Annotated in this window: 21 protein-coding genes; 5 read left to right on the top strand and 16 right to left on the bottom strand. The window is 64.9% G+C overall.

The genetic code is table 11. The features are described 5' to 3' along the window. Nucleotides 1–7: 7 nt before the first annotated feature. The 4 genes from IPK75_06940 to IPK75_06925 form a co-directional block, all read right to left on the bottom strand. Nucleotides 8–1,012 carry an NAD(P)-dependent alcohol dehydrogenase gene (locus IPK75_06940; GenBank protein ID MBK8198090.1) on the bottom strand — a complete coding sequence of 335 codons (1,005 nt, stop codon included), beginning with the start codon at nt 1,010–1,012 and terminating at the stop codon, nt 8–10. 52 nt (nt 1,013–1,064) lie between these two features. Continuing rightward, complete coding sequence (locus IPK75_06935) at nt 1,065–2,522, bottom strand: AMP-binding protein (protein MBK8198089.1); 1,458 nt, start codon at nt 2,520–2,522, stop codon at nt 1,065–1,067. 41 nt (nt 2,523–2,563) lie between these two features. After that, nucleotides 2,564–3,514: an alpha/beta hydrolase gene (locus IPK75_06930; GenBank protein ID MBK8198088.1), complete on the bottom strand. Its 951-nt coding sequence runs from the start codon at nt 3,512–3,514 to the stop codon at nt 2,564–2,566. Nucleotides 3,515–3,592: 78 nt separating this feature from the next. Then, nucleotides 3,593–3,898, bottom strand: coding sequence for an SCP2 sterol-binding domain-containing protein (locus IPK75_06925; GenBank protein MBK8198087.1), 306 nt, complete (start codon nt 3,896–3,898; stop codon nt 3,593–3,595). A 110-nt stretch (nt 3,899–4,008) separates the two neighbouring features. Between IPK75_06925 and IPK75_06920 the strand changes: the two genes are divergently transcribed. Both IPK75_06920 and IPK75_06915 read left to right on the top strand, forming a co-directional pair. Then, nucleotides 4,009–5,556, top strand: a complete 1,548-nt coding sequence (locus IPK75_06920; protein ID MBK8198086.1) for a methylmalonyl-CoA carboxyltransferase — start codon at nt 4,009–4,011, stop codon at nt 5,554–5,556. Between the two features lie 98 nt (nt 5,557–5,654). Then, entirely contained in the window at nt 5,655–6,569 is a 915-nt protein-coding gene (locus IPK75_06915; protein MBK8198085.1) for a DUF4349 domain-containing protein, read from the top strand. Nucleotides 6,570–6,579: 10 nt separating this feature from the next. Here IPK75_06915 and gltB read toward each other — a convergent pair whose 3' ends face one another. Continuing rightward, a complete protein-coding gene (gene gltB / locus IPK75_06910; protein MBK8198084.1) occupies nt 6,580–11,121 on the bottom strand; it encodes a glutamate synthase large subunit in 4,542 nt (1,513 codons plus the stop codon). 4 nt (nt 11,122–11,125) lie between these two features. Then, complete coding sequence (locus tag IPK75_06905) at nt 11,126–12,568, bottom strand: NAD(P)-dependent oxidoreductase (protein MBK8198083.1); 1,443 nt, start codon at nt 12,566–12,568, stop codon at nt 11,126–11,128. Nucleotides 12,569–12,882: 314 nt separating this feature from the next. On the opposite strand from IPK75_06905, the gene IPK75_06900 reads away from it, so the two are divergent. Next, a complete protein-coding gene (locus IPK75_06900) occupies nt 12,883–13,734 on the top strand; it encodes an undecaprenyl-diphosphate phosphatase (GenBank protein MBK8198082.1) in 852 nt (283 codons plus the stop codon). Here IPK75_06900 and IPK75_06895 read toward each other — a convergent pair. The 6 genes from IPK75_06895 to IPK75_06870 all read right to left on the bottom strand — a co-directional run bounded on the left by IPK75_06895 (nt 13,731) and on the right by IPK75_06870 (nt 19,770). Then, complete coding sequence (locus IPK75_06895; GenBank protein MBK8198081.1) at nt 13,731–14,723, bottom strand: complex I NDUFA9 subunit family protein; 993 nt, start codon at nt 14,721–14,723, stop codon at nt 13,731–13,733. The genes IPK75_06900 and IPK75_06895 overlap by 4 nt on opposite strands. A gap of 106 nt (nt 14,724–14,829) precedes the next feature. Next, nucleotides 14,830–15,294 carry a spore coat protein U domain-containing protein gene (locus tag IPK75_06890; GenBank protein MBK8198080.1) on the bottom strand — a complete coding sequence of 155 codons (465 nt, stop codon included), beginning with the start codon at nt 15,292–15,294 and terminating at the stop codon, nt 14,830–14,832. Next, a complete protein-coding gene (locus tag IPK75_06885) occupies nt 15,294–17,606 on the bottom strand; it encodes a fimbrial biogenesis outer membrane usher protein (protein MBK8198079.1) in 2,313 nt (770 codons plus the stop codon). The genes IPK75_06890 and IPK75_06885 overlap by 1 nt, the downstream gene beginning before the upstream one ends. After that, nucleotides 17,603–18,286, bottom strand: a complete 684-nt coding sequence (locus IPK75_06880; GenBank protein MBK8198078.1) for a molecular chaperone — start codon at nt 18,284–18,286, stop codon at nt 17,603–17,605. Before IPK75_06880 ends, IPK75_06885 begins: the two co-directional genes overlap by 4 nt. Nucleotides 18,287–18,297: 11 nt before the next feature. Continuing rightward, entirely contained in the window at nt 18,298–18,762 is a 465-nt protein-coding gene (locus tag IPK75_06875) for a spore coat protein U domain-containing protein (GenBank protein MBK8198077.1), read from the bottom strand. Nucleotides 18,763–19,146: 384 nt separating this feature from the next. Continuing rightward, complete coding sequence (locus tag IPK75_06870; GenBank protein ID MBK8198076.1) at nt 19,147–19,770, bottom strand: J domain-containing protein; 624 nt, start codon at nt 19,768–19,770, stop codon at nt 19,147–19,149. 31 nt (nt 19,771–19,801) lie between these two features. On the opposite strand from IPK75_06870, the gene IPK75_06865 reads away from it, so the two are divergent. Then, nucleotides 19,802–20,074: a BolA family transcriptional regulator gene (locus IPK75_06865; GenBank protein ID MBK8198075.1), complete on the top strand. Its 273-nt coding sequence runs from the start codon at nt 19,802–19,804 to the stop codon at nt 20,072–20,074. Nucleotides 20,075–20,090: 16 nt separating this feature from the next. Here IPK75_06865 and IPK75_06860 read toward each other — a convergent pair whose 3' ends face one another. The 4 genes from IPK75_06860 to IPK75_06845 form a co-directional block, all read right to left on the bottom strand. After that, nucleotides 20,091–20,870, bottom strand: coding sequence for a MerR family transcriptional regulator (locus tag IPK75_06860; protein ID MBK8198074.1), 780 nt, complete (start codon nt 20,868–20,870; stop codon nt 20,091–20,093). Between the two features lie 97 nt (nt 20,871–20,967). Next, nucleotides 20,968–22,230, bottom strand: coding sequence for an HlyC/CorC family transporter (locus IPK75_06855; GenBank protein MBK8198073.1), 1,263 nt, complete (start codon nt 22,228–22,230; stop codon nt 20,968–20,970). A gap of 18 nt (nt 22,231–22,248) precedes the next feature. Then, the gene (locus IPK75_06850; protein ID MBK8198072.1) at nt 22,249–23,379 is read right to left on the bottom strand and encodes a 3-dehydroquinate synthase; all 1,131 of its coding nucleotides are present in this window, start codon (nt 23,377–23,379) and stop codon (nt 22,249–22,251) included. Beyond that, the gene (locus IPK75_06845) at nt 23,376–23,948 is read right to left on the bottom strand and encodes a shikimate kinase (GenBank protein ID MBK8198071.1); all 573 of its coding nucleotides are present in this window, start codon (nt 23,946–23,948) and stop codon (nt 23,376–23,378) included. The genes IPK75_06850 and IPK75_06845 overlap by 4 nt, the downstream gene beginning before the upstream one ends. A gap of 304 nt (nt 23,949–24,252) precedes the next feature. On the opposite strand from IPK75_06845, the gene IPK75_06840 reads away from it, so the two are divergent. Then, nucleotides 24,253–25,149, top strand: coding sequence for a tyrosine recombinase (locus tag IPK75_06840; GenBank protein MBK8198070.1), 897 nt, complete (start codon nt 24,253–24,255; stop codon nt 25,147–25,149). Nucleotides 25,150–25,152 lie beyond the last annotated feature (3 nt).

Here is a 25,152-nt window from a genome sequence, read left to right as displayed (position 1 = left end):
GGCTGCCTCAGATCGTCAGGACGATCTTGCCGAAGTGCTGCTGGCTGGCCTGATGGGCGAAAGCGGCTGCGATCTGGTCAAGCGGATAGCGGCTGTCGATGACCGGCCGGATGGTGCTGGCATCGAGCGCGTCGACCATGTCTTCCTGATGGCGGCGCGAGCCAACCGTGATGCCCGAGACGGTGACGTTGCGTGAGAACAGCGCGGCGGTCGGCACTTCGCCGGAGACGCCGGTCAGCACGCCGATCAGCGAGATGTGACCGCCAGGACGGCAGGCATTGATCGACTGCGCCATGGTGCCCGGCCCGCCGATCTCGACCACTTCGTCGACGCCGCGTCCGCCGGTCAGTTCAAACGCCTTGCGGCCCCAGTCCGGCGTTTCCTTGTAGTTGATCACGTGGTCGGCGCCGAGCGCCTTCAGTTTTTCGAGCTTGGCCTCCGACGAAGAAGTGGCGATGACGCGCGCGCCTGCCGCCTTGGCGAACTGGAGCCCGAAGATCGAGACGCCGCCAGTGCCCTGCACCAGCACCCAGTCGCCCGGCTTGGTCTTCGTCTCGACGAACATGCCGCGCCAGGCGGTAAGCGCGGCGCACGGCAACGTCGCCGCTTCATCGAATGTCCAGCCAGCCGGCATGCGCGTGAAGGATGTCTCGGGCGCCGCAACCAGTTCCGCGCCGAACCCGTCCGCGCCGTCGCCCGGCACACTGGCAAAGCCTGCTGCTTCGATCTGGCCGGACTGCCAGCCCGGGAAGAACAGCGAGATGACCTTGTCGCCGACCTTCCATTTGGTGACGCCTTCGCCGACGGCGACCACTTCGCCCGCGCCGTCCGACATCGGGATGCGACCGTCCGGCGTCGGGATGCCGCCGAGGGCGACGATGAAGTCGTGATAGTTGAGCGAGCTTGCCCGCACGCGCACCAGCACTTCGCCGGCCTTCGGCTTCGGGTCTGGGCGCGTTTCAATGACGAGCTTGTCGAGCCCGCCGGGTTTCTTGACGGCTGCTACTTTCATGGTTCGGTCCTCCCGGGTTTTCGGCACGGGACGGGCCGCGCCGTAGGGGAAGTCAAGAGCTTGCGAGACGGGCTTCCCGAAGCGCCTTGCGGCGGACCTTGCCGGCGTCATCGCGGACCGGCTCGCCGACATATTCGAAACTCTTCGGCACCTTGTAACGCACAAGCCGCTCCGCGAGGTGGGCCTCCATAGCTTTCGGATCGGCGGGGCCCTCCGGCCGGTCGATCACCGCGTGCAGGCGCGCGCCCATGTCTTCGTCCGGCAATCCGATGACGGCGGAAGAACGCACGCCGGGGAAGGCATCGATCGCGGCTTCGACTTCGGCCGGATAGATGTTGGCGCCGCCGACGAGAATCATGTCCGACAACCGGTCGGTCAGGTAGAGGTAGCCATCGGCGTCCATCCAGCCCATGTCGCCGAGGCTTTCCCAGCCGCCTTCGATCGCCTTGGCCTCGGCGCCGATATAGTGATAGGTGCTGCCAGCACCTGTATGTGGACGGATGAACACTTCCCCGACTTCTCCGGGCTTCAGCGTTTCACCCGCCTCGTTGACCACTTTCATCTCGCAGGTCTCGACCGGCTTGCCGACCGAGCCCTTGTGCTTCAGCCATTCCGTACCCTGAATGGTTGTGGACCCCTGTCCTTCGGTGCCGCCATAGAGTTCCCAGATCACTTCGGCGCCGAGCCAGTCGATGAAGCATTCCTTCAGCCAGGCGGGACACGGCGCCGCAAGGTGCCAGAGCGCCTTCAGGCTGGAGAGATCGTAGCGCGCGCGCACGTCGTCCGGCAGCGCCCAGATGCGCCGCATCATGGTCGGCACCGTGTAGACGACGTCCACCTTGTGGGCCTCGATCAGGCGCAGCGTTTCCTCCGCGTCGAAGCGCGTCGTCACGACCACCTTGCAGCCCTTGAACAGGGCCGTCATCGCCCAGAGGAACGGGCCGTTGTGATAGAGCGGGCCGGGGATCAGCATGCAGCCCTGCTGCGGGATTTCCAGCAGCGGCACGTCGGGGTCGGTCGCGGCCGGCGACTTTGAAACAATCAGTTTCGGCCGCCCGGTGGAGCCGCCGGATGTCATCGCCTTGTAGCTGATGGAGGTCATTTCCGGCAGGGGTGTGTTGGGCAAAGCCGCATCCGGTTCGAAGCCGGTAGGCAGGCAGGCTATCGGCGCATACTCACCGGCCTCGACGCCGACGACCAGGCTTGGGGCGCCCACCTCGATGATCTGGTCGCGCTCCAGTTTCGGCAAGCGAGAAGACACAGGCTGGGGCGTCGCGCCGGCTTTCCAGGTGGCGAGGCAGGCTTCAAAGAATTCGATCCCGTTGGGCAGGGCAATCGTGACGAAGTCGTCCTGCTTGACGCCCAGCGCCTGGTAGGCGCGCGCGAGCCGGTTGGTGCGCGCCTCCAGCTCCGCCCAGGTCAGCTCCGCCCCTTCATGGTGGAGCACGGTGCGTGCCGGCTGCACGCCTGCCCAGTGCGCCACGATGCGAGACAGTGAAATGACGGCCATGCTACATTCTCCCGGTGATCTTGTTCTCGTCAGTCTGAAGGTCAGATTCCGGCGCGCTTCAACAGCTTCTGGAAGCCGCTCCAGAACTCTGCCCGCCGGTCGTCGGTCTCCATGAGGATCTCATGCATCGCGCCTTCAATCGTGGTGTGGTCACAATCCTTCAGGCGGCGGCAGATGTCCGTATGCGATGTATTGTCGACGAGCTTTTCCTCGGCGGCGGATGCGACGAAGACGGGGATCGTTACCCTTGAGAGCGCCTTCGGCTTTGTGAAGGTGGCGAGAATGTCGAGCGATGCGCCCAGCCAACCCCAGGTGACGGGGCCGACTTCAAGGTCCGGCGCCGCATCGATCAGCCGGCGCTGCAATTCCCAGCGGCGCTTGTCGTGGGTGACGATGTTGCTTTCGAACCGCTCGGGCGGGCCCGGCTGGACGGCATAGTCGCCCGACCTACCGGTCGCCCGCATGGCCCAGACAAGATAGCTCATGCCGAAGAATTTCGACTTGATGCCCCACATCGGGGCCGAAAACGCGGCGGCGTCGACCTTGACCAGATCCTGCGCGATCGCGGCGAGGGCGATCGCGCCGCCCATCGAGTGGGCAAGGCAGACGTGCGGGCGCGGCAGGCGGTCCTGCAATTCCTCAAGCCCGCGGGCCAGCGCGCCCATGAACGTCTCGAAGCGGTCGATGTGACCCTTCTTGCTGTCGTCGAGCAGGCGTTCGGACAGGCCCTGCCCCGGCCAGTCGAGAATCAGGACGGCAAAGCCCATCTTCTGCAATTCGCGCCCGACCTCGAAATACTTCTCGATGAACTCGGTACGCCCCGGGCAGACGATGACCGTGCCGCGCGGCTTGCTGGGAGACAGGGCGGGCGCGGCGCAGGCCCGCAGCTCGCGGCCGGCGCTGCCCTTGAACCAGATGACCTCAGCACCGTCCGGGGCCGGGTTGTCCTTCAGGTTCACGAAGGTCGACTGCCGTTCCTGGGTATCCGCCATGCGTCCTGTCCCGAATAAACAAAGGCCGCCCACGCTGTCGCCGGGCGGCCTTCTAGGTCAATCCCTTCAGGGCAGGCCTCAGCCGGCGAGCTTCTTCATCAGGCTCTGCAGCTGCATGGCCACCGACATGTCGCCGGCGACTTTCAGTTTGCCCTGCATGAAGGCCATCGTCGGGTCCATGGCGCCCGAAGCGATCTTTGCGAAGTCGTCCCAGTTCACCGAAATGGTCGCATCGGCCGGATCGTCGGAATTGCTGGCGGTGTTGTTTACGCCGTCGATCAGGAGCTTGCCGACGCTGCCGAAGTCAAACTTGACCTTTTTCTTGAAATCGCTGCCGCCAGCCATAGCTGCCGAGGCGCGCGCGGTGAGTTCTGCGAGATCCATCCGGGGTTCCTCCTTGGGAATTGGGTCTGGCAGCGGATAAAGCAAACCGGAACGGACGGAGCAAGAAGATTCCCTTGACGTGCGGAACGGCAAGTTGATCACCTGTCGGCATGAGCTGGGAAAAGTCGATCGAAGAATTGCGCCGGCGGGAACGCCTGGCGGAGCACATGGGCGGCGATGAGCCGGTGGAACGCCAGCGCGGGCGGGGCAAGTTGACCGTGCGGGAACGCGTGGCCTTCCTCGCCGACCCGGGAAGTTTCCATGAGATCGGCAAGATCGCCGGCAAGGCGACCTACGGGGCCGACGACGAACTGGCGGCGTTCACGCCCTCCACCTCCGTCACCGGACGAGCCCGGCTGGACGGCAAGCCGGTCGTGATTCTCGCCGATGACTTCACCGTGCGCGGCGGCGCCTCGGACGCCTCGATCTGGCAGAAGATGGTCCAGATGATCAAGATGGCGACCGAATACCGGATGCCACTGGTGCAGATGATCGACGGCACGGGCGGCGGCGGTTCGGTGAAGTCGCTGGAAAAGGATCCGCGCACCTATATTCCCGAAACACCGGGCTGGAACGAGATCGTCACCGGCCTGTCGCAGGTGCCGTTCGTCTCGCTGGCGCTCGGCCCGTGCGCGGGTATGGGCGCCGGTCGCGTAGCCGCCAGTCACTTCTCGATCATGGTGAAGGACCTCAGCCAGGTTTTCGTGGCCGGCCCGCCGGTCGCCATCGCGCTGGGCGAGAACGTCACCAAGGAAGAACTCGGCGGCTGGAAGATCCAGGCGCAGAACGGCACGGTGGACAATGTGGTAGACAGCGAAGCCGATGCTTTTGCAGCAGCCCGGCGCTTCCTGTCATACTTGCCGCCGTCAGTGCACCACCTCCCGGAGCGTACTCCGCCCACGGACGACCCGAAGCGCAGGGAAGAAAGTCTGCTGTCGCTGGTGCCGAAAGATGGCCGCACACCCTACAAGCCGCGCCGCATCATCGAATCGACGGTCGACAAGGGCAGCTTCTTCGAAATCGGACACGACTGGGGCCGCGGAATCGTGACCGGCCTTGCCCGCATTGATGGTTTCGCCGTCGGCATCATGGCCGGAGACCCGTTCTTCCTTGACGGGGCCTGGACCGCCGACGTGTGCGACAAGGTCAGCCGCCACATGGATCTCTGCTCTACCTTCCACCTGCCGGTCATCCACTTCGTCGATTGCCCCGGCTTCGCCGTGGGCGTGAAGGCGGAAACGGCGGGCGTCACCCGCGCCGGCGTGCGCGCCATGACGGCCGTCTACCAGGCGGATGTGCCGGTCTGTTCAGTCGTGATCCGCAAGGCCTACGGTTTGGCGGGATCGGCGATGATGAACCAGTCGAAGACCAAGTGGCGCTATTGCTGGCCTTCGGGCGACTGGGGTTCCCTGCCGATGGCCGGGGGCATCGAGGCGGCTTTCCGCAAGGAATTGTCGGAGGCCGAAAATCCGGAGGAGTTGAAAGCTCAGCTCTACCGGAAGTTCGAAGCCATCCGCTCGCCCTTCCGGACAGCAGAGAGTTTCCTGGCCGAGGAGATCATCGACCCCCGGGAGACGCGCAGCCTGCTGGGCGATTTCGCCCATCATGCCCAGAGGGCCCTGCAAGCGGGTGAGCGGCGTGTCACCTACCGGCCCTGAAACGGCCCCGGCGCGTCCTGAATCCGGCGCGCTCTTGCCATTTTCTGCGCCATGATGCGTGAGTGACCCGGCGGGATCATTCGGGGGAGGACATATCGATGAATCTCAGGCTTCCATTCGCGGCTGCGGCCGCATCCCTTCTTGTGCTGGCCGCGTGCGGATCCGAGCGCAGTTACGACTCGAGCCCGGCGATGGCGCCGCCAGCGCCAGAGGCCATGATGAAGTCGGCTGACGCCGCCTATCTGGCCGACGAAGAATCCGCGGGCGGCGGAGAGTCCGCGCCCGACGCGCCGGCGGGCGCGGTTCAGTACATTGCCTATGCCCACTCGATCGGCATGCGCCTGCCGGTAAAATCCATCGAGCCGACGATGCAGGCGCATATCGATGCCTGCAACAAGGCAGGTCCGGCAGTCTGCGTGATCACCAATTCGTACATGACCGCCTATTCCGAAGACCAGGCGTCCGCGTCGCTGAACCTGCGCGCGACGCCCGCGTGGATCGAAACTTTCCTCGCAGGTGTCGAGGCGGAAGCGGAAGCCGCAAAGGGCGAAATCACCAGCCGCCAGACGACCGCCGAAGACCTGACCGTTTCGATCATCGACACCGACGCCCGCCTGAATGCGCAAACCCTTCTTCAGGCGCGCATCGAACAGTTGCTGAAGGATCGCCCCGGCAATCTCGGCGAATTGCTTGAGACCCAGCGAGAGCTCGCTCGCATCAATGGCGAGATCGACTCGTTGAAATCCTCGCTCGCAGCGCTGCGCCAGCGCGTGAACATGAGCCAGCTCTCGATCAGCTATGAAACGAAGATCAACCCGATTTCGCAAGGCGCGCTCTCGCCGCTCGGCGATGCGTTCGGGAGCTTCTTCTACAATCTCACCAGCGCGCTCGCCGCCGTGATCACGGCCTTCGCAGTCGGCCTTCCCTGGCTGCTGCTGATCGGTGCCCTGCTCTGGGTGTGGCTGCGGCTGATCTGGCCGCGCATCCGCCGTAAGAAGCCGCCCGCGGCCTGATCCCTGCGGATCAGGCGCGCTCGGCCTGCTTCCTGCGTGCCGGGGGTTTGCGGGCGAGCAGCATCGCGGCGACTTCCTTCGGGACGATCATCAGCATCTGGCTGAGGGTCGTTTCCCAATCATCGAGCAATTCGCGGCCCCGCACCGAACCGGTCCGGCGGACATGTTCCTCGAGCAGGGCCTTGGCTTCTCCGACGTGTTCGTCGGCCATGTCCGCGAGCGGATACCAGTCGATCGAGTCCGGATTGACGACCTGGTCGAAACGCGCCTTCGGATCCCAGACATAAGCTGCGCCGCCGGTCATGCCGGCCCCGAAATTGTCGCCGATCGGACCGAGGATCATGGCCCGGCCGTTGGTCATGTACTCACAGCCGTTTGCCCCGCAGCCTTCCACGACGGCCTTTGCACCAGAGTTGCGCACGCCGAAGCGCACGCCGGCCGTGCCCGCCGCGAACAGCTTTCCGGCCGTCGCGCCGTAGAGGCAGGTATTGCCGATGATGGCGTCGCCGACCGCCGAGCGTCGGTCGCGGGGACGCGGCGTGACCACGATGGTCGCGCCCGACAGGCCCTTGCCGACATAATCGTTGGCATCGCCCAGCACTTCCAGCAGCAAGCCCTGCACGCTGAATGCGCCAAGCGACTGGCCGGCCGAACCTTCGAGCCGGATATGCAGCCGGCCCTCCGGCAGCGAATGCATGCCGAACTTGCGGGTAATGCGCGAGCTTGCCCGCGCGCCGATGGCCCGCGTTGTATTCTCGACACCATATTCCAGCTGCATCTTCTCGCCGCGCTCGAAGAACGGCTCAGCATCGCGCAGGATTTGCGCGTCCAGCGTGTCGGGCACGGGTTCACGCCGGTTCGGCTTGTAGACTACGGGCGCGTCCGTATCGACCTGCAACAGGAGCGGGTTGAGGTCGAGATCGTCGAGATAGGCCGCGCCGCGGCTGACCTGCTTCAACAGGTCAGTGCGGCCGATCGCTTCGTCGAGCGACTTCAGGCCGAGCGAGGCGAGGATCTCGCGTACGTCTTCGGCAATGAAGCTCATCAGGTTGACCACCTTTTCGGCCGAACCGCTGAACCGCGCACGGAGCGCTTCGTCCTGCGTGCAGACGCCAACGGGACAAGTGTTCGAATGGCACTGGCGCACCATGATGCAGCCCATCGCGACCAGCGACGCCGTGCCGATACCATACTCTTCAGCGCCGAGCATCGCCGCGATGACGATATCCCGGCCCGTGCGCAGGCCGCCATCGGTGCGCAGGGTGATCTTGTCGCGCAGGTTGTTCAGCGACAGGACCTGATGGGCCTCGGCCAGGCCGATCTCCCACGGAAGGCCAGCATACTTGATCGATGTCTGCGGGCTCGCGCCCGTGCCGCCGACCCCGCCCGCAATCAGGATGACATCTGCCTTCGCCTTCGCCACCCCGGCCGCCACAGTGCCGACGCCGGACTGCGCAACAAGCTTCACGCACACGCGGCAGTCGGGGTTGATCTGCTTCAGGTCGTAGATCAGCTGGGCGAGGTCTTCGATCGAATAGATGTCGTGGTGCGGCGGCGGCGAGATCAGCGTCACGCCGGGTGTCGCGTGGCGCAGTTTCGCGATCAGTTCCGTCACCTTGAAACCGGGCAGCTGCCCGCCTTCACCCGGCTTGGCGCCCTGGGCCACCTTGATCTCGATCTCGCGGCACTCGTTCAGGTATTCCGCCGTGACACCAAAGCGCCCGGACGCGATCTGCTTGACCGCCGAGTTCATGTTGTCGCCGTTCGGCAGCGGCCGATAGCGCGCGCGGTCCTCCCCGCCCTCTCCGGATACGGACTTTGCGCCGATCCGGTTCATGGCGACGTTCAGCGTCCCGTGCGCTTCAGGTGACAATGCGCCGAGTGACATGCCGGGGGTGACGAACCGCTTGCGGATTTCGTTGATCGACTGGACCTGGGAGAGCGGAATGGCTGCCCCGGCAGACTTGAAGTCGAGCAGGTCACGCAGCTGGATCGGATCGCGCGCATGCACGGCGTCGACGTACTTGCGATAGATCGAATAGTCGCCGCGATCGCAGGCCGCCTGCAGCGTATGGATGAGGGTGCCGTCAAGCGCATGCAGTTCGTCCGAAGCGCGCAGCCGGTAGAACCCGCCGACAGGCAGCGAGATCACATCCTCGTCGAACGCCTTCTGGTGGCGCACCAGCGCGTTCTCTTCGAGGCCCGCAAGACCGAGCCCGGAAATCCGGCTCGACATGCCGGGGAAATAATCCGCCACCAGCGCGCGAGAGAGGCCCAGCGCCTCGAAATTGTATCCACCGCGATAGGACGAGATCACCGAGATGCCCATCTTGGAGATGATCTTCAGAAGACCCGCCTCGATGGCGTCCTTGTAGTTCTTGACTGCCTGGCCGAGCGAAAGGTCGCCGAGCAACCCGCGCGCATGGCGGTCGGCAATCGCATCCTGCGCGAGGTAAGCGTTGACGCACGTCGCCCCGGCGCCGACCAGAACCGCAAAATAGTGCGTATCGAGACATTCGGCCGAGCGAACCGTGATCGAACAGAAGGTGCGCAGGCCCTGCGCCACGAGGTGCGAGTGCACGGCGCCGGTGGCGAGGATCATCGGCGCAGCGATGCGGCTGGCAGACTGATTCTCATCAGTCAGGATGATGTGCTCCCGGCCTGCGCGCACAGCCTCCTCGGCTTCACGCCGGATCCGCTCTAGCGCGTCCTTCAGCGCCGCCCCTTCAGCGGCCGTCACGTCATCAGCAGCGAAGGTGCAGTCAATCGTCTCAGTGCCAAGACCGAGGCGCGCATGCAGGCGCTCGTACATGCCGGTGGTCAGTACCGGACTTTCCAGCACGAAAACTTCCTGCTGCGACTTGTCCGTATCCAGAACGTTCCCGAGGTTCTTGAACCGCGTGCGCAGGCTCATCACCCGGCCCTCGCGCAGGGGATCGATCGGCGGGTTCGTGACCTGGCTGAAATTCTGGCGGAAGAAGTGGCTCATCGGCCTGTAGGCCGACGACAGCACCGCCGGCGCCGTGTCGTCGCCCATCGAGCCGATGGCTTCCTTGGCGCTCTCGGCCATAGGTGCAAGAATCAGCTCCAGTGTCTCAAGCGTGTACCCGGCGGCCGTCTCGCGGCGCAGCAGTTCTTCGCGGTTGAACAGAACCGGTTCCGGTCCCGGACCGATTTCCGGCTCCAGCTCGGTCACTGCCTGCAGCCACTCCTCGTACGGTGCCTGCTCGGCGAGGAAGTCTACAATTTCGCGGTGCTCGTAGAACTTGCCCGTCTTCAGGTCCGCCGCGATCATGCCGCCGGCCGGGATCGACCCACGCTTGGCGATCTCGTGATTGCCGAGCGGGCACATGCCGGTCTCCGAGCCTACTGCCAGGATACCGTCCGTGGTCAGAGCATAGCGCAGCGGCCGCAGGCCGTTGCGGTCAAGCCCCGCCACCGCCCAACGCCCGTCATAGGCGGCGATGCCCGCCGGGCCATCCCACGGCTCCATCACGGAGTTGCAATAGTCATAGAGTGCGCGGTGCGCCGTCGGCATGACCGACTCCCGCTTCGACCAGGCTTCCGGAATCAGCATGGCCTTCGCCATCGGTGCCGGACGACCGGATTTGCAAAGCAGTTCCCACACCGCGTCCAGTGCGCCGGAGTCAGACGTCCCATCCGGAATGATCGGCTTGATGTCGTCGACGTGTTCACCATACGCCTCGGAGACCATGCGGATCTCGTGGCTCTTCATCCAGTTCTTGTTGCCGCGCAGCGTGTTGATCTCGCCGTTGTGTGCGATCATCCGGAAGGGCTGGGCCAGCTCCCATTTCGGGAACGTGTTGGTCGAATAACGCTGGTGGTAGATCGCAAAGGCGGAGACGAAACGTTCGTCGCGCAGGTCTAGATAGAAGTTGTCGATGTCGGCTGCGAGAAACATGCCCTTGTAGATCAGCGACTTGTGGCTGAGCGAGCAAACATAGAACGAAGGGATCGCCTGTTCGCGTGCGCGCCGCTCGATGCGGCGGCGGCAGATGTAGAGCGCCCGCTCGAGCTCTTCAGGGCTGCGCCCGCGCGCATCGCGGAACATGATTTGTTCGATCGCGGGGCGCGTGTCCTTGGCTTTCTGGCCAATCACGGAAACGTCCACCGGCGGCTGGCGCCAGCCATAGATATAGAATCCGAAGTGCAGCACTTCGCGCTCGACCAGCGTGCGGCCAGCTTCCTGCGCGCCGAAATCCGTACGCGGAAGGAATATCTGGCCGACACAGATCCGGTCATCCGTCGGTGTGTGGCCGGTGCGGATCACATGCTCACGGAAAAAGTCCTGCGGCACGTCGAGGCGGATGCCGGCGCCGTCGCCCGTCTTGCCATCGGCATCCACGGCGCCGCGGTGCCAGACGTTCTTCAGCGCCGCGATGCCCATCGCGACGATTTCGCGCTTCGGCTTGCCGTCCAGCGACACGACCAGACCGACACCGCAGGCGTCGCGTTCGTCGTCGGGGTTATAGGCGTGCCCGTCGATCAGTTTCTGACGGTTGGCTTCGTACTGTTTCACATAGTCCGACATTGTCTTACTCCGCCGCCACCTTGTCCGACGCCATTGCGCGCATGGACTTGTGCATTGCCTCGGCCGCGTCACGGCCATCCTTGATTGCCCAGACCACCAGCGAGGCGCCGCGCACGATGTCGCCCGCCGCGTAGACGCCCGGCAGGCTGGTCTGCATCGTCGCGTAGTCGACCTTCACCGCGCCCCAACGATTCACGGTCAGGCCGGGTTCGTCGAACAGCATCGGCAGGTCTTCGGGATCAAACCCGAGCGCCTTGATCACCATGTCCGCCTTGAGGTCGACCACCTCGCCGGTCTTCACCGGACTTTGCCGGCCAGATGCGTCCGGCTCGCCCAGCTTCATCCTGCTGGCGCGCACGGCCTTCACCTTTCCGGCCTTCGTGTCGAGGATGGCTTCCGGGTTGGCGAGCCATTCGAACACGACCCCCTCCTCTTCCGCGTTCTGCACCTCGCGCTGCGAGCCCGGCATGTTCGCACGGTCGCGGCGATAGAGGCAGGTCACGGATTTTGCACCCTGCCGCACAGCCGTCCGCACACAGTCCATCGCCGTATCGCCGCCGCCGATCACCACCACGCGTTTGCCTTCGGCGTTGAGCTCGCCAGACTCAAACGCAGGCACGGCGTCGCCGAGGCCCGTGCGGTTCGAGGCCGTGAGAAAGTCCAGCGCGGCGAGCACGCCGTCTGCGCCGCTGCCCGGGCACTTGAGGTCCTTTGCAGCATAGACGCCAGTCGCGATCAGCACGCTATCGTGCTTGGCGCGCAACTCGCCGAGCGAAACGTCCTTGCCGACGCGTGTGTTGAACCGGAACGCGATGCCGGACGCCTCAAGGTGCGCAATGCGGCGCTCGACGACATCTTTTTCCAGCTTGAAGCCGGGAATGCCGTAGACGAGCAAACCGCCGCCGCGATCGTAGGCGTCGTAGATGGTCACCTGATAGCCTTTGCGGCGCAGCTGTTCTGCGGCGGCCAGACCGCCAGGACCTGCTCCGATGATACCGGCCGACTGGCCGCGCTCCCGCGGCGGCTTGATCGGCTGGATCCAGCCCTCGGCCCAGGCCGTATCGGTGATGTGTTTCTCAATCGAGCCGATCGTCACGGTTCCGTGCCCGGACTGCTCGATGGTGCAGATACCCTCGCAGAGCCGGTCCTGCGGGCATATGCGCCCGCAGATTTCCGGCATGTTGTTGGTGGCGGAAGACACGCGCCAGGCCTCTTCCAGCCGGTCCTCGGCTGCCAGCTTCAGCCAGTCAGGGATATTGTTCTGCAGCGGGCAGCCCTGCTGGCAGAACGGCACGCCGCATTGCGAACACCGGCTCGCCTGCGCGTGCGCGGCTTCCGGTGAGAACCCCGCATATATCTCTTCAAAATCGGCAGACCGCACGCCTGCCGGACGTTTCTCCGGCATCGCTTTCGACACCTTCGTGAACTGCAGCATGCGTTCTGCCATCGGGCCACTCCCTGTACGTCTGAAAGCCCGCTTCGGTGTGGCGGGAACTCTGCTTTACGGCGCCGGGAACCACGCGCCAAGCATGTTTTGGATAATACATATCATATCAATAGTTATCGACCGAAAAAATCTTGGGCAGGCCTAGCGCGATCCGCCTACCGCCTGTTTTGTATATCGTTTTGATACCATAGCACGGAAAGGCTCTCGGTTGACGACGTGTTGGCGCCGGATCGGCCAACGTGCATCCTCACGATTCAATCCTTCACTTTTCTGCGCTAGGGCTGGCGCGGAATCAGCCACCGGTGCCTGCGAACATGTCGATTTTCCAGATCCTCATCATCTCCATTGTCCAGGGCATCACGGAGTGGCTGCCGGTTTCGTCCTCGGCGCACGTTCTGCTGGCGGCCGACTATTTCGGCTATGTCGGCCGCGACGAGCTGCTGATCAATGCCGTGGCCAACTTCGGCACCGTTGCCTCAATGCTCATCTACTTCCGCAAGGAGATCGGCGAGGCCATCGTCGGCGTATTTGCCCTGCCGGGCGCCGTCGCCAGCAAACGTCCGCTGTCTTCCGGAGAGCGGCTCGCGATGAACCTCATCGCCTCGCTGCCGCTGACGATTGCCGGTCTCGCAGCGGCCCGCCTGCTGATCCCCGACGAGCTCAACGCTTCCTTCCGCTCGGTTCAGGGCGTCGCTATCCCGCTCATCGGCTTCGGCGTTCTGCTGGGCCTCGCGGACATCTTCGGCAAGCGCACCCGCACGATTGACGACATGACGCCGCTGCACGCCGCGCTCATCGGTGTGGTGCAGGTGATCGCCGCCATCCTGCCGGGCACGTCACGCTCAGGCATCACCATGACCACCGCCCGGGCACTGGGCTATTCGCGTCCCGACGCCGCCAAGTTCGGCATGCTGGTCGGGGCGCCGGTCCTGTCGGCGGTTGGGCTCTACATGATCGCGGAATTCTATTTCGGCAGCGAAGTGGGTCTCGTCACCGTGACAGCGTCGGAAGCCATCGCCATCGGCGTCGGCTCAGCCCTGTCGGGCCTGGTCGCCATCTATGTCTTGATGGCGCTGGTACGCCGGATGAGCTTCCTGCCCTTCGTCGGCTACCGCATCCTGCTCGGCATCGCCTTGCTGCTGATGATGCCCGTTCCGCAGGTCTAGGCTTCGCTCGCCTTGTGGAACTCGCCATAGGTGCGGAAACGCCAGAGGTAGCGCGGCACGATGGCTTCCACCGATTCCAGCTCCGTGACCCCGAGATCGCGCAGCGTCAGCGCGCCGTCGGCAACGACATTATCGTCCTTCAAGAGCTCGATCTGGGCGCCGGTCATCGGCGGCTCGCCGAGGAAACCCCATGAAAATGGCGGCACGAACCGCCAGACTGCACCGACGAGATAGCCGACCGGGCGCGCAATGAAGAACGGCAACGTGACCTTGAACCGCTGCAGGTCGATGACCTTCAGGATCACGTCATAGAGTTCGTTGAACGTATAGGTGGCGGGCCCACCGAGCTCGTACGTCTTGCCTTCAAACTCGCCGGACGAATCCACGGCAGCTGCAATCGCATCGGCCACATTGCCGGCATAGACCGGCTGGAAGCGCGTCTTGCCGCCGCCGATGGCCGGCAGCACCGGCGCCGAACGCGCGAGCGCGGCGAACTTGTTGAAGAAGCCGTCCTCCGCGCCGAACACGATCGACGGCCGCAAGATGGTCGCCGTAGGCACGGCCTTGCGAACCGACGCTTCGGCCTGTGCCTTGGTCTGGGCGTAGGACGACTTCGAAGTCTCGCTGGCACCGATCGCGGACATCTGGATGAACCGCGTGATGCCCTTTGCGGCAGCGACTTCAGCCACCAGCGCTGCCCCATCGGCCTGCTCGCCCGAGAAAGTCTGCTTGCCGCTTTCGAACAGGATGCCGACGAGATTCACCACGGCGTCCGCGCCGTCGAGCGCCCTTTCGATCGAAGCCCGGTCGCGCACGTTCGCCTGCACGATGTCGACCCAGCCCGGCGGGCCGGCCAGGCGCACATCGATTGCCGGGCCAACACGCCGGCAGGCCACCCGCACGCGCCAGCCGCGCTCAACCAACGTACGCGCGGCATACCGGCCGATGAAGCCGGAGCCGCCGAATACCGTCACCAATCCCTTGACCATGCGAGACGCCTCTTTACGGGCCAGCCCAGCTGGCCTCGAATCCCAATTCCTGCGCCTTTGACCACAGGAAGGTTGCCAATGTCCATGCGGCATGCTCGGCGCGTCATTAGTAGATGATGGTCATCACCGGCCCGTCCGAATAATTGCCTGAGTTCACCTGCTGGCTGGCAGGTATCCGCCCGTAAACCGTGCGCGTTTGGGTGCGCGAGAAAAGGCCCAGCAACATCGTGCCGGAAAAGCTGCTGCCCTGCACTCCGTCACCCCACACCGTCGAGTAACCGGAATTGAGATAGATTTGATAGGCAAGCTTGTTCGCCGTTGCGCCCTGCCGCATCTTGCGGGCAGCGATGTTCGCCTCCTGCCCGCCATCAAGGCGCACTTCATAGGCGACGCCAATGAACAACAGTCCGGTGCAGGTCATGGTGACCGTCGAGGTCGCGTCCACCGTGAGGCCGGAATAGGCATTGTACGGCGCAAAACTCATCGTGGTTGCAGACACCGAACAGCTTTGCGCGCGCGCCGGCGCGGCCACGAAGAATGCAAAGGCGAGCACCGCCAGCAATATCCTCATCACGAAATCCCCGCATACTTGAGTTGAACCTCAGGGCCGAGTTGCATCCGGCCCGTGCTGCGCAGCGCGCCAACCCGCGCAGCGTAGGCGCCGTCCGGCGAATGGACGATGACGGTATCGTTCTCGTCCGCCTCGGCGCAGAATACGCGCCCATCCATCCCGACGGGGCAGCGCCCGCCCGCCGCGGCAAGTTCCACCCGGCTGCCCGCCGGCAGCGGCGCCCCGTCCGCGAGCGCCACACTGAACGCGAGCGCGGTCTGCCGCTTGAGATCGAACGTCACATCTGAAATGCCACGCCGGGGCACGAAGTCGAGATCAAAGCTCGCCACTTCGAAGTCCAACGGCACATCTTCAGGCTTCAGGCTGAGCCGGTTCAGTTCAAAGGGCCGCACGCCGGTTATGACCGCAATCCCGTCGGCGTCCGTCAGTGCCACCCGGCGATTGTCCTGGTAGACGGGCACACCCGCGAGTCCCGGTGTGCGGACGCGCACAGTTGCCGGCGTGGACTGGCGTGCGAACACCGCTCGCCGCCCGAGGACCGTAAAGCCGCCGCGCAGGCCGGCAGACAATTCGCGTGTCGATCCGAACGCGCCCGCATGCACGAATGCTTCCGCCGCGCCGAGGTCTGCCTGCAGGCTCGCCTGCGCCGCGTCGCTTCGATCGCCGTCCACCGCTTGCACGGTCCACTGAAGCCGTTCGCCGGCACCGCGAAGCCGCGATACTTCAAACGCCGCGGAGGATGCCCCACCAAGACTCTCGCTCCCGGCGCGCGCCGAGTAGCTCCCGAAATTGATGCGCAGGCTGACGGTCAGGCCGCTTTCGCCGCGCGCGATATCGTGAAAGCCGTCGGCGGAGAACAGGACCCGATTGTCCGACAGGCTCTTCTCCCATCCGGCGGAAACGAACCGGCGATCAGGCAACACACGGTCGTCTTGCTGGGAATAGCCCGCGCGAAATGAGCCAGCCGGCGTGAATACTCCCGCGCTGGCGCGCAGGGACACATCCGGAAAAGGCGCACCGGCCGTCGCCGCCGCATCGGTATAGTCCGGGTCGGCGATCCGCGCCTGCAGCTGAAGGCTGGCGCGCCGCGCGCTACGGTCCAGGCCGACGGCCAGCAAGTGGCCGCGCGCGCCCTCGGCCGTCTCGCTGAGGCTTGCAGACACATTCAGGATACCCATCGCGCCGGTTGCCACCTGCAGCCCGGCGCCGGCGGTTAGCGCGGCGCGCCCAAACTCTCCGTGCACTTCACCGGTCACCGAATCGCTGAGCCCCCGGCGTACGAGGGCGGAGGCAAGGAATGTGTCGCCATACTCGGACTTCGCGCCGTCGAATCTTCGCGGCACACCGGCGCTCACAGAATAGTCCGTCACCCCCGCCGCCAACCCATCTGCGGAGGCGAAGAAGCTGATATCTTCGATCCGGGTAAGGCCCGAGGCGTCACGGATCGCGATCTCGACATCGTTGAGCCCGGCTTCAGGATTGATCTGGAGCTCGCTGAAGCCCGGCGCGACGCTGGTGCGCTCGCGCAAGGCGCCGTTCACCCGGACATCGATCTCGGACTGCTGGCGTAGCAGTGTCTGGAATGTCCGGTATGGTCGATAGGACTGGTCCGGATCCATGGAGAAGTCCGTGCCGAACTGGACGCCCGCAAAGGCCGCCAGCCGGCCCCAGCGCGGGGCGCGTGTGAAACTGTCGCCAAGGGTCAACCGGGCCATGTTGTCGGGAAAGTCCAGCTCATAGGCAGTTGCGAGGCGCTGGACCTCCGTCGCGCTGCCATCCCAGGACGCCACCGAATCGTTCAGCAGCCGGCCCTTGCCGGTGTGCAGGGTCAGCGAGAGATCAGCGAAGCCAGTCTCGTGGGTGCCCGAACGGTCTTCGACTCGCTGCGCGCTGAGGCCATACTGGCCGATCAGTCCGGTCAGCGCCGGGGCATAGGTGCGCACGTCTGCCCGCCGGTCCTGCGGGCCGGGCGCGAGTCGTTGGGCGTAAACATCAATCCGGGCCCCTTCCCGGTCGAGATCGTAGGCTAGTCCGGGGATGGATTGCAGGCACGCTTCAGGGTCGGCGCCGTCATAGAGACGGGCCGTCTTCAGCGGTGCGGTTTCCATCGCGTCGCAGCCATCCGGCCGTGTGCGGAGCATCGCAAGTTCGCCAGTCGGCCGGCCATTGACATGCACCTCCAGCAACAAGTCCGGCGGGCCCGCCGGCACCTCAGCGGCAGGCGGAAGGGCGAGCGGCGCGGCCTGAGCCGGCGCGGACGCGAAGGTCAACCAGGCCAGCGCTGCCAGTCCGGATGCCCACGCGGCGTTCACTTCAGGGGTCGCAGGTCCACCGCATAGGCCTGCGCGCCAACGGCGTATTCGAGGGCAACGAAACTGGCCGCATCCGCGCCGGCGGTCAGTCGCATCTGGGCGCCCGGCAGCAGGTAGACGATGCCGCCGCCTGCCGCCACAGGCTCCGCACCCGGCACGACGAGCGCGACGTTGTGCAGCTTCAGCCAGCCCGGTCCGGGATTGACCAGCTCAATGTCCCTGCCCGCGCGCCGCGCCTGCAACTGTTCGGGCGCGCCGGCCGGCCCCGCGAACATTGACAAGACGTAGCGCAGGCGCAGGGCCAGCTGCGCGTCGGCCTGCGTCTCAGGAGCCGTGGAGGGTGGCAGTTCATCAACCACCACCCTCCACGTCCCCGCACCGTCCGTATTGGGGAGCGAGAACCGGACGGTTTGAGACTTGCCCGGTGCGATCTCGAAGATCTCGGGCCCGAAGCGGACATTCTTTGCGGGCAGCATCAGCTCGGCCCCGTCCGCCTGGGACCAGTCGAACACGCGCACCTGCACCAGTTTGGGCTGATCAAGGTCAGACTGGATTGTCAGCGACGTGGCGCCGCCTTCGGCGGGCGCGCTCAGCATGACCGGCGAGAGGGTGAGACCCTGCGCGTGCGCGCAGCCGGCCGCCCATCCTGCCACGGCCAGAAGCAGGGCCATCCTTTTCATTGCCTTCATCCTCAGTAGGTGACGGTCACCTGCACCGCGTCGGAATATCCGCCCGCGGCGACCGGCGTTCCGGTGGTTGCGCCATAGACAACGAGCGTCTGGCTCGGGCCGGTGGTCGCGAAGACCGAACCCGTGACCCCGTCGCCCCAGACCGTCGTGCGACCGGCGTTCGAGTAAAGTTGGTAAGTGAACGTGTTCGGCAGCGAATTGTGCGTCAACAGACGCGCCGAAATATCGGCCGACGAGCCACCATCCAGCGCAATCGACAGCGGGTCGCTGTTCGTGCAGTTCACGGTAATGCCGCCGGTTGCCGTAGCCGCCGACAGGCCGACGTTGGAGAACACGACCGGCGTCGTGGACACCGCGCAGGTGTTCAGCACCGTTGCCTGCACCTGCAATGTGCCGGTCGCCTGTGCCGCGTGCGCTGCGCCGGCGAGGCTCAGGCACATGGCCGCCGCAGCGAAATTCCTGAACATCTCGAAACACTCCCGAAGAAACGAAGACAGCATTCAAATTCGCCGCCACTGGGTTCCACCATAGCGATCATTGATTGAGCGAGTCTTTCGGAAGAGTCTCTGATTGGTTTACATCCGTATGATTTCTGTACGGATGATATCGGCTACGATGCGAAACACAAAACCCTGCCTGTTATGCCGCACATACAACAGACGCCAGCGACAGCGCTAGTGGCCGGGACGTGGGGCACGCTTGCAAATTCCGCGACAGTATCTTTTTCCATAGCAGTTACGATATTCTATTTTTGGTAGATACTCGCGGGTCGGATAAGCGGAGCACAAAAGCGCCGCGCGCGCCTTGCTGGCGGCTTGTAGAAACTGGAGAAAATCCAGGCTTAGAGCCGCTCAGCTCCGCATCAGGCCGGACGCCTTCAGCAGTTTGCCGGCGCGCACGACGCGCTGGAGCTTGTGCTCGCTCGACCGGTCGCCCTTGTTGGAGTCAGGATGGAAACGGCGGATATACTCGGCGTAACGCGCGCGGATCTCGGCCGGCTTGGCATCCGCCTCAAGGTCGAGTTCGCGCAAGGCCCGCAACTGCAGGCTCGAGCGATGCGCCTCGACGCGCGCTTCGGCGGCCGGCGTGTCGTCCATGTCGAAGAAGCCGCGGCCAGCCCATCTGCGCGGATCGTGCGCCTGCGCGCCCCGTGTGCCGCCCATCGGGCCCCCGCCGAACCGCCAGGTCCGCTTGTGGCCATAGCGCTCGGAACGCACGAAGGACGCAGCCTCGGCTTCGCTCATCCCTTCAAAGAAATTGAAGCGGCGATTGTACTCCGACACGTGCTGCGCGCAGAAGAAATGCCGGCCTCGGCCGCCCTGACGCGGTGCCGGATGGTCGCCTTCGAGGTCACAACCGGGCTCATCGCATTCGCGTGTCTGCTTGGCGCGCGCACGCGACGCCTCGTCCGCAGGCGGCTTCACGCGTATATCCTTGAACTTGACGCGGTAACGGAAGGGATCGCTGTCGGACATGGGACACGATAATAGGGAGCGCCGCCTTAAGATGCCACAACCAAGTGACAGACGAACGCGAATTGAAGAGATTCTCACCGAGGCCTTCGCGCCGGACTCGCTGAGCATCGTGGACGACAGCGCCAAGCATGCAGGCCATGCCGGCGCTGCGCCGGGCGGGGAAACACACTATTCCGTCGAGATCGTCGCCGAGGCCTTCGCCGGCTTGTCGCGCGTACAGGTCCAGCGCACGGTCATGCTCGTGCTGCAGAAGGAATTCGACACCGGCCTGCATGCGCTGGCGCTCAAGGCAACCGCGCCCTGAACGCCAGTCGCAGGCCCTATGCCGACAGCCCGGCAGCGTAAGCCGCGATCGCTTCGGAGAGGTAGCCGGAAAATCCTTCGGCCATCGCATCGAACCGGGCAATAAATTCCGGATTGCCGGAATACATCTGTCCGAGGCCCGCATAGGCCTGCGGCGGGCAAGGCCGCCCCCACATGTAAGCCACCCAGTCATTGTGCCGCTTGAGGATCGGCTTCAGCACCGCCGTCCCGGGCTCGATGCCGCGCCGAAACGCCTCGAGCAGGTCGGTTTCAATCGTCTCCAGTTCGGCTAGCGCCGCCTTGCGGCCTGCCTCGTCCAGCTCGTTGAACCGGGCGCGGCTGTCATCGATCCGTGCCTGCATTTCGGGTCCGTAACGTTCGACCAGCCACGCCTCGAACTCGGCTTGTTTCGCCTCGGAATGCCAGGCGTAAAGTGTTTCATCCGTCATCGTCGTTTTTCCTTCGAGGCTGAGGAGCGTCTCATCAATCACCTCCAGCAGCCGTTCCTGTTCGCCGATACGCCGTTCGAGCTGCAGCCGGTGCGCCTTCAGCGCCGTGGCCGCATCAAAGCCTGGATCATCCAGCACGCGGCGGATATCCTCGAGGCTCATCCCGAACTCGCGGTACAGCAGGATCTGCTGCAGCCGGTAGAGTTCGGCCTGTTCGTAATACCGGTAGCCGTTGCTTCCAATCCAGGCCGGCTTCAACAGTCCGATCTCGTCGTAATGGTGGAGCGTGCGGACCGAAACCCGCGCCGCATCCGCCAACATCCTGACCGTCAGTCTCTTCACCGTCATGTCTCCGCGCCGCAACCAACCTTGCGCCGGACAAGGCCTACGCTCTCACGCCGCGTGAGGGTCAACTGGCCCCGGCAACAAATCCCTGCACGGAGCGTCAGGCCGGCTCGACCCGCGAAATGTTCACCCCGGTCACCTGATTGCGCTGCCGGCGCAGGATGTTGAACCGGTAGCCGTGGAACACGAAAGTCTGCGTCGGCTCCGGGATGGTCTGGGCTTCGTGGATGACGAGGCCGGCCACCGTCACCGCCTCGTCATCCGGCAGGTTCCAGCCGGTCGCGCGGTTGAGGTCGCGGATCGGCACCCAGCCATCGACGTTTACCGAACCATCCGGCTGCGCGCGCACGCCCTGGATCTGCACGTCATGTTCGTCATGGATCGCGCCGACGATCTCCTCGAGGATGTCTTCGAGCGTGATCATGCCCTGCAGTTCGCCATACTCGTCGACGACGAGCGCAAAGTGTTGCCCCTTCGACAGGAACTGGTCGAGCTGGTCCTTCACCGGCGTTGTTTCCGGCACGAACCAGGGTTTGCGCAACACGCTTTCGAGGTCGAGCTTCGACAGGTCTCCGCCGAGTGGCAAGGCGGCGCGCAGCAGGTCCTTGGCGTGCAGGATGCCGATGATCTCTTCTTTCTCGCCGCGGTACAGCGGCAGGCGCGTATGCGGGCTCGCCAGCGCCTTCATCACCAGCTGGCGCATGTCGAGTTCGGCGTTGAGCATCTGGATGTTCTTGCGGTGGATCATCACGTCCTCGACCGTCAGCTCCTTGAGGTCGAGGGCGCCCACCAGACGCAGCCGGTCTTCGCGTTCGACGCTGCCTTCCATCGCGTGCAGATCGATCGCGCCGCGGATTTCCTGCTCGGCCGAAAGCGGCGCCGCCGGCGCGGCAAGGCCGAGAATGGCAAGCACCTGGTTCACGATGAACTGGATCAGCTTGATGATCCAGGACGCCACCCGCACGAGGATCCCGATCGGACCGGCGACAACCAGAGCCACGCTGTCTGGCCGCGTGATGGCATAAGTCTTCGGCAGCACTTCGGAAAAGATCAGCACGGTCGCCGTCATCACCGCGGTCGCCACCGCCAGCGCCAGGCCGCCCTGCCCGAACAGCGCGGTGAACATCGTTGTCGCCAGCACTGAAGCGAGAATGTTGACGAGGTTGTTGCCGAGCAGGATCGCCCCGATGAAATCCTCCCGGCTGGCGAGGAGCCGGTTGACGGACCGCGCTCGCTTATCACCTTCCTTCTCGAGCTGATGCATGCGCGCACGGGAAGCCGCCGTCAGTGCAGTTTCCGACCCCGAAAAGAATGCGGACATACACAGCAGGATGGCGATGGCAATCAGGTAACCGGCAATCATGTCGGGCAAAGAGTCTCTTCAGGCTGTTTCAAGGAGTTCGCGGGCGAGGAAGGTCTCGATCGAGGCAAGATCCGCATCCGGATGAATGTAGGCGGCGCCAATGCCGCGCGCGAGGATCAGCGGCACGCGTCCGCCGCGCGCTTTCTTGTCCTGCTGCATCAGCTGGGTCAGGCGCGGCGCCGTGAATCGCGTCCGGTCGCGCCCGCCGAGATCGGATGGCAGGCCGGACGCCTTCACCACGTCGGCAACGCGGGCTGCGTCCTTGTGGGGCGTCACGCCCAGTTCCGCCCCATACCGGAAGGCCAGCGACATGCCAAGCGCCACCGCCTCGCCGTGCAGGAGGTCCGGGCCGTAACTGTTGGCTGCCTCCAGCGCATGGCCAAAGGTGTGTCCGAGGTTCAGGAGCTGGCGCACGCCGGTTTCTGTCTCGTCCTCGACCACGATGGCGGCTTTCGCGGCGCAGGATTTCGCGACCGCATGGCGCGCCGCATCTGGCTCCAGGGCCAGCACCTTGTGCCCGCTCGCCGCCAGCCAGTCGAAGAAAGCGGCATCATTGATCAGGCCGTATTTCAGGATCTCGGCATAGCCCGCCTGCAGCTCGCGCTTCGGCAGCGTCGACAACAGTTCAGTATCGGCGATCACGAGCCGCGGCTGGTAAAACGCGCCGACCAGGTTCTTGCCGCGCGGCGTATTCACCGCCGTCTTTCCGCCTACGGAGGAATCGACCTGCGCCAGCAGCGTCGTCGGCACCTGCACGAAACCCATGCCGCGCTTCATCAGGCTCGCCGCCAGTCCGCCCATGTCGCCGATCACGCCGCCGCCGAACGCGATCAGGATGTCGCCCCTGTCTGCCCCGCCCGCGAGCAACCAGTCGAGCACGTTGCCGAGCTGCGCAAACGTCTTCGTCTGCTCGCCCGGCGGCAGCGCCATCCAGTCGAGCTTGATGCCGGCGCCGGCAACCGCCGCGTCCAGCCGTGCCTTGTGATGGCGCATCACTGTCTCGTCGGTCAGCACGAACGCGCGCGGCCGCTTGACCAGGCCCGCGAGTCGCTCGCCGAGCAGGCCCAGCGCGCCATGGCCCGTCAGGATATCATAGGCGCGCGCGCCAAGGTCCACACGGACGGTTTCGAGGGCGGAAGGCGTTGTCATCGGGGCGTCCAGGTCTGCAGGGCTTTCAGGATGGCATTGACCGTATTCGTGTGCGGGCCGTCTTTCGACATCACGTGCAGGTCCGCCTGCGAATAGAAAGGCTCGCGTTCGGCGACGAGGTTCGAGAGGTGCGCCTTCGCGTCGGCGCGCTTCAGCAGCGGCCGGTTGTCGCGCTTCTGCACGCGCCGCCACAGCGTCTCGAGATCAGCATTCAGCCAGACTGTCACCGCGCGCTCCTTCATCACGGCGCGCGTGTCGGCGTCGAGATAGGCTCCGCCACCGGTGGCCAGCACGTGCGGCGGCAGGTCCAGCATGCGCTTCAGCACCTGCTTTTCGCCCCGGCGGAAATCCGCCTCACCGTGCAGCGCAAAGATGTCGGAGATCGACAGGCCGGCGGCCTTCTCGATTTCAGCATCGCTGTCATAGAAGGCCCGGCCCAGTTTCTCCGCAAGCCGGCGCCCGACCGTTGACTTTCCGGCCCCCATCAGACCCACGAGCGCAATCGTGCGCCCCGCATAGGCGGGCGCCTCGGAAGGCTCGGGACTCGAAGGGTCGCTGTCGTCCGGCATGTCTCTCTCTTACCCGGCGTTGCACGCCAGTCCTAGACCTGCCACATAGACGGCGCATTCGGGCGGCAGGATTCGCCCGCAAAACCAGCTTTCGGGGCAGAAATCCATGCGCAAATTCCTGATCGGCTTCGTCGTCCTCGCTGTCGCGGTCGCCGGCGGTATGTGGTGGCTGGGTCAACAGGCCGTCAAGAACCCGCCGCCGGACACCGAAACGCGCATCCCGATCGAAGGCGTTTTCTGACCGATCAGCCATTAACTACGCGGTTTGACGGTCCCTTAAGCCTGCCGGCCTACCCTGCCGGACATGTCAGACCATACCCGCATCGGCGCCTTTCTCGAGATGATGTCGGCTGAGCGGGGCGCGAGCCCCAATACGCTCGATGCGTATGGCCGCGACCTGTTGGACGCCTCGGAGTTCTGCCGCAGCCATTTGACGCGCGCCAAACCGGCCGAACTGAGCGCCTGGGTCGCCGATCTTGCCGATCGCGGTCTCGCGCCCGCCTCGCAGGCCCGCAAGATATCGGCGCTTCGCCGGTTCTTCCGCTTCCTGTTCGAAGAGGGCGACCGCAAGGACGACCCGACGGTCCGCCTCGATGGCCCCTCCCCGACGAGGGATGTACCGGACGTGCTCAGCCGGGAAGAAATGCGCCGTCTCATAGATGCCTGCGACGGGGATGCGCGTCTCACCTGCCTGGTCGAACTGCTCTACGGCGCGGGCCTGCGCGCCTCGGAGCTTGTCTCCCTGACCTTGGGCAGCCTGCCGCGCCGCAAGGGAACCCGCTGGGTCACGCAGGACATCATCATCCGCGGCAAGGGCGGCAAGGAACGCCTCTGCCCGCTCGGCGCGCCGGCGCTCGCCTCCCTTTCCGCCTGGCTGGCCGAACGTCAGGGCAAGGACGACCGGGCCCGCGCCGAGGACTTCGTCTTCCCCTCGCGCGGCGCCAGTGGCCACCTTACCCGCCGCCGCCTGGGCCAGTTGCTGGAATCGCTCGCGATGCAGGCCGGGCTGGACCCTGCCCGCGTGCATCCGCACGCCCTGCGCCACGCCTATGCCACCCACCTGCTGCAAGGCGGCGCCGACCTGCGCAGCGTCCAGACCCTGCTCGGCCATGCCGACATCGCCACGACGCAGATCTATACCCACGTGCTGACCGACGAACTCCAGGAACTCCTCGAAACCGCACATCCGATGGCCGGCTGACGA

The organism is Acidobacteriota bacterium (assembly GCA_016712445.1).
In the GTDB taxonomy this organism is placed as follows: domain Bacteria; phylum Pseudomonadota; class Alphaproteobacteria; order Caulobacterales; family Hyphomonadaceae; genus Hyphomonas.
This window is presented reverse-complemented; position numbering and strand designations above follow the sequence as displayed.

Bases quoted from the DNA above. Each gene is read 5' to 3' on its own strand.
- IPK75_06930 (MBK8198088.1), bottom strand. From the start codon at position 3,514: ATGGCGGATACCCAGGAACGGCAGTCGACCTTCGTGAACCTGAAGGAC.
- IPK75_06940 (MBK8198090.1), bottom strand. From the start codon at position 1,012: ATGAAAGTAGCAGCCGTCAAGAAACCCGGCGGGCTCGACAAGCTCGTC.
- IPK75_06845 (MBK8198071.1), bottom strand. From the start codon at position 23,948: ATGCCGGACGACAGCGACCCTTCGAGTCCCGAGCCTTCCGAGGCGCCC.
- IPK75_06880 (MBK8198078.1), bottom strand. From the start codon at position 18,286: ATGAAAAGGATGGCCCTGCTTCTGGCCGTGGCAGGATGGGCGGCCGGC.
- IPK75_06865 (MBK8198075.1), top strand. From the start codon at position 19,802: ATGCCACAACCAAGTGACAGACGAACGCGAATTGAAGAGATTCTCACC.
- IPK75_06870 (MBK8198076.1), bottom strand. From the start codon at position 19,770: ATGTCCGACAGCGATCCCTTCCGTTACCGCGTCAAGTTCAAGGATATA.
- IPK75_06895 (MBK8198081.1), bottom strand. From the start codon at position 14,723: ATGGTCAAGGGATTGGTGACGGTATTCGGCGGCTCCGGCTTCATCGGC.
- IPK75_06850 (MBK8198072.1), bottom strand. From the start codon at position 23,379: ATGACAACGCCTTCCGCCCTCGAAACCGTCCGTGTGGACCTTGGCGCG.
- IPK75_06855 (MBK8198073.1), bottom strand. From the start codon at position 22,230: ATGATTGCCGGTTACCTGATTGCCATCGCCATCCTGCTGTGTATGTCC.
- IPK75_06840 (MBK8198070.1), top strand. From the start codon at position 24,253: ATGTCAGACCATACCCGCATCGGCGCCTTTCTCGAGATGATGTCGGCT.
- IPK75_06900 (MBK8198082.1), top strand. From the start codon at position 12,883: ATGTCGATTTTCCAGATCCTCATCATCTCCATTGTCCAGGGCATCACG.
- IPK75_06860 (MBK8198074.1), bottom strand. From the start codon at position 20,870: ATGACGGTGAAGAGACTGACGGTCAGGATGTTGGCGGATGCGGCGCGG.
- IPK75_06915 (MBK8198085.1), top strand. From the start codon at position 5,655: ATGAATCTCAGGCTTCCATTCGCGGCTGCGGCCGCATCCCTTCTTGTG.
- IPK75_06925 (MBK8198087.1), bottom strand. From the start codon at position 3,898: ATGGATCTCGCAGAACTCACCGCGCGCGCCTCGGCAGCTATGGCTGGC.
- gltB (MBK8198084.1), bottom strand. From the start codon at position 11,121: ATGTCGGACTATGTGAAACAGTACGAAGCCAACCGTCAGAAACTGATC.
- IPK75_06905 (MBK8198083.1), bottom strand. From the start codon at position 12,568: ATGGCAGAACGCATGCTGCAGTTCACGAAGGTGTCGAAAGCGATGCCG.
- IPK75_06875 (MBK8198077.1), bottom strand. From the start codon at position 18,762: ATGTTCAGGAATTTCGCTGCGGCGGCCATGTGCCTGAGCCTCGCCGGC.
- IPK75_06920 (MBK8198086.1), top strand. From the start codon at position 4,009: ATGAGCTGGGAAAAGTCGATCGAAGAATTGCGCCGGCGGGAACGCCTG.
- IPK75_06935 (MBK8198089.1), bottom strand. From the start codon at position 2,522: ATGGCCGTCATTTCACTGTCTCGCATCGTGGCGCACTGGGCAGGCGTG.
- IPK75_06890 (MBK8198080.1), bottom strand. From the start codon at position 15,294: ATGAGGATATTGCTGGCGGTGCTCGCCTTTGCATTCTTCGTGGCCGCG.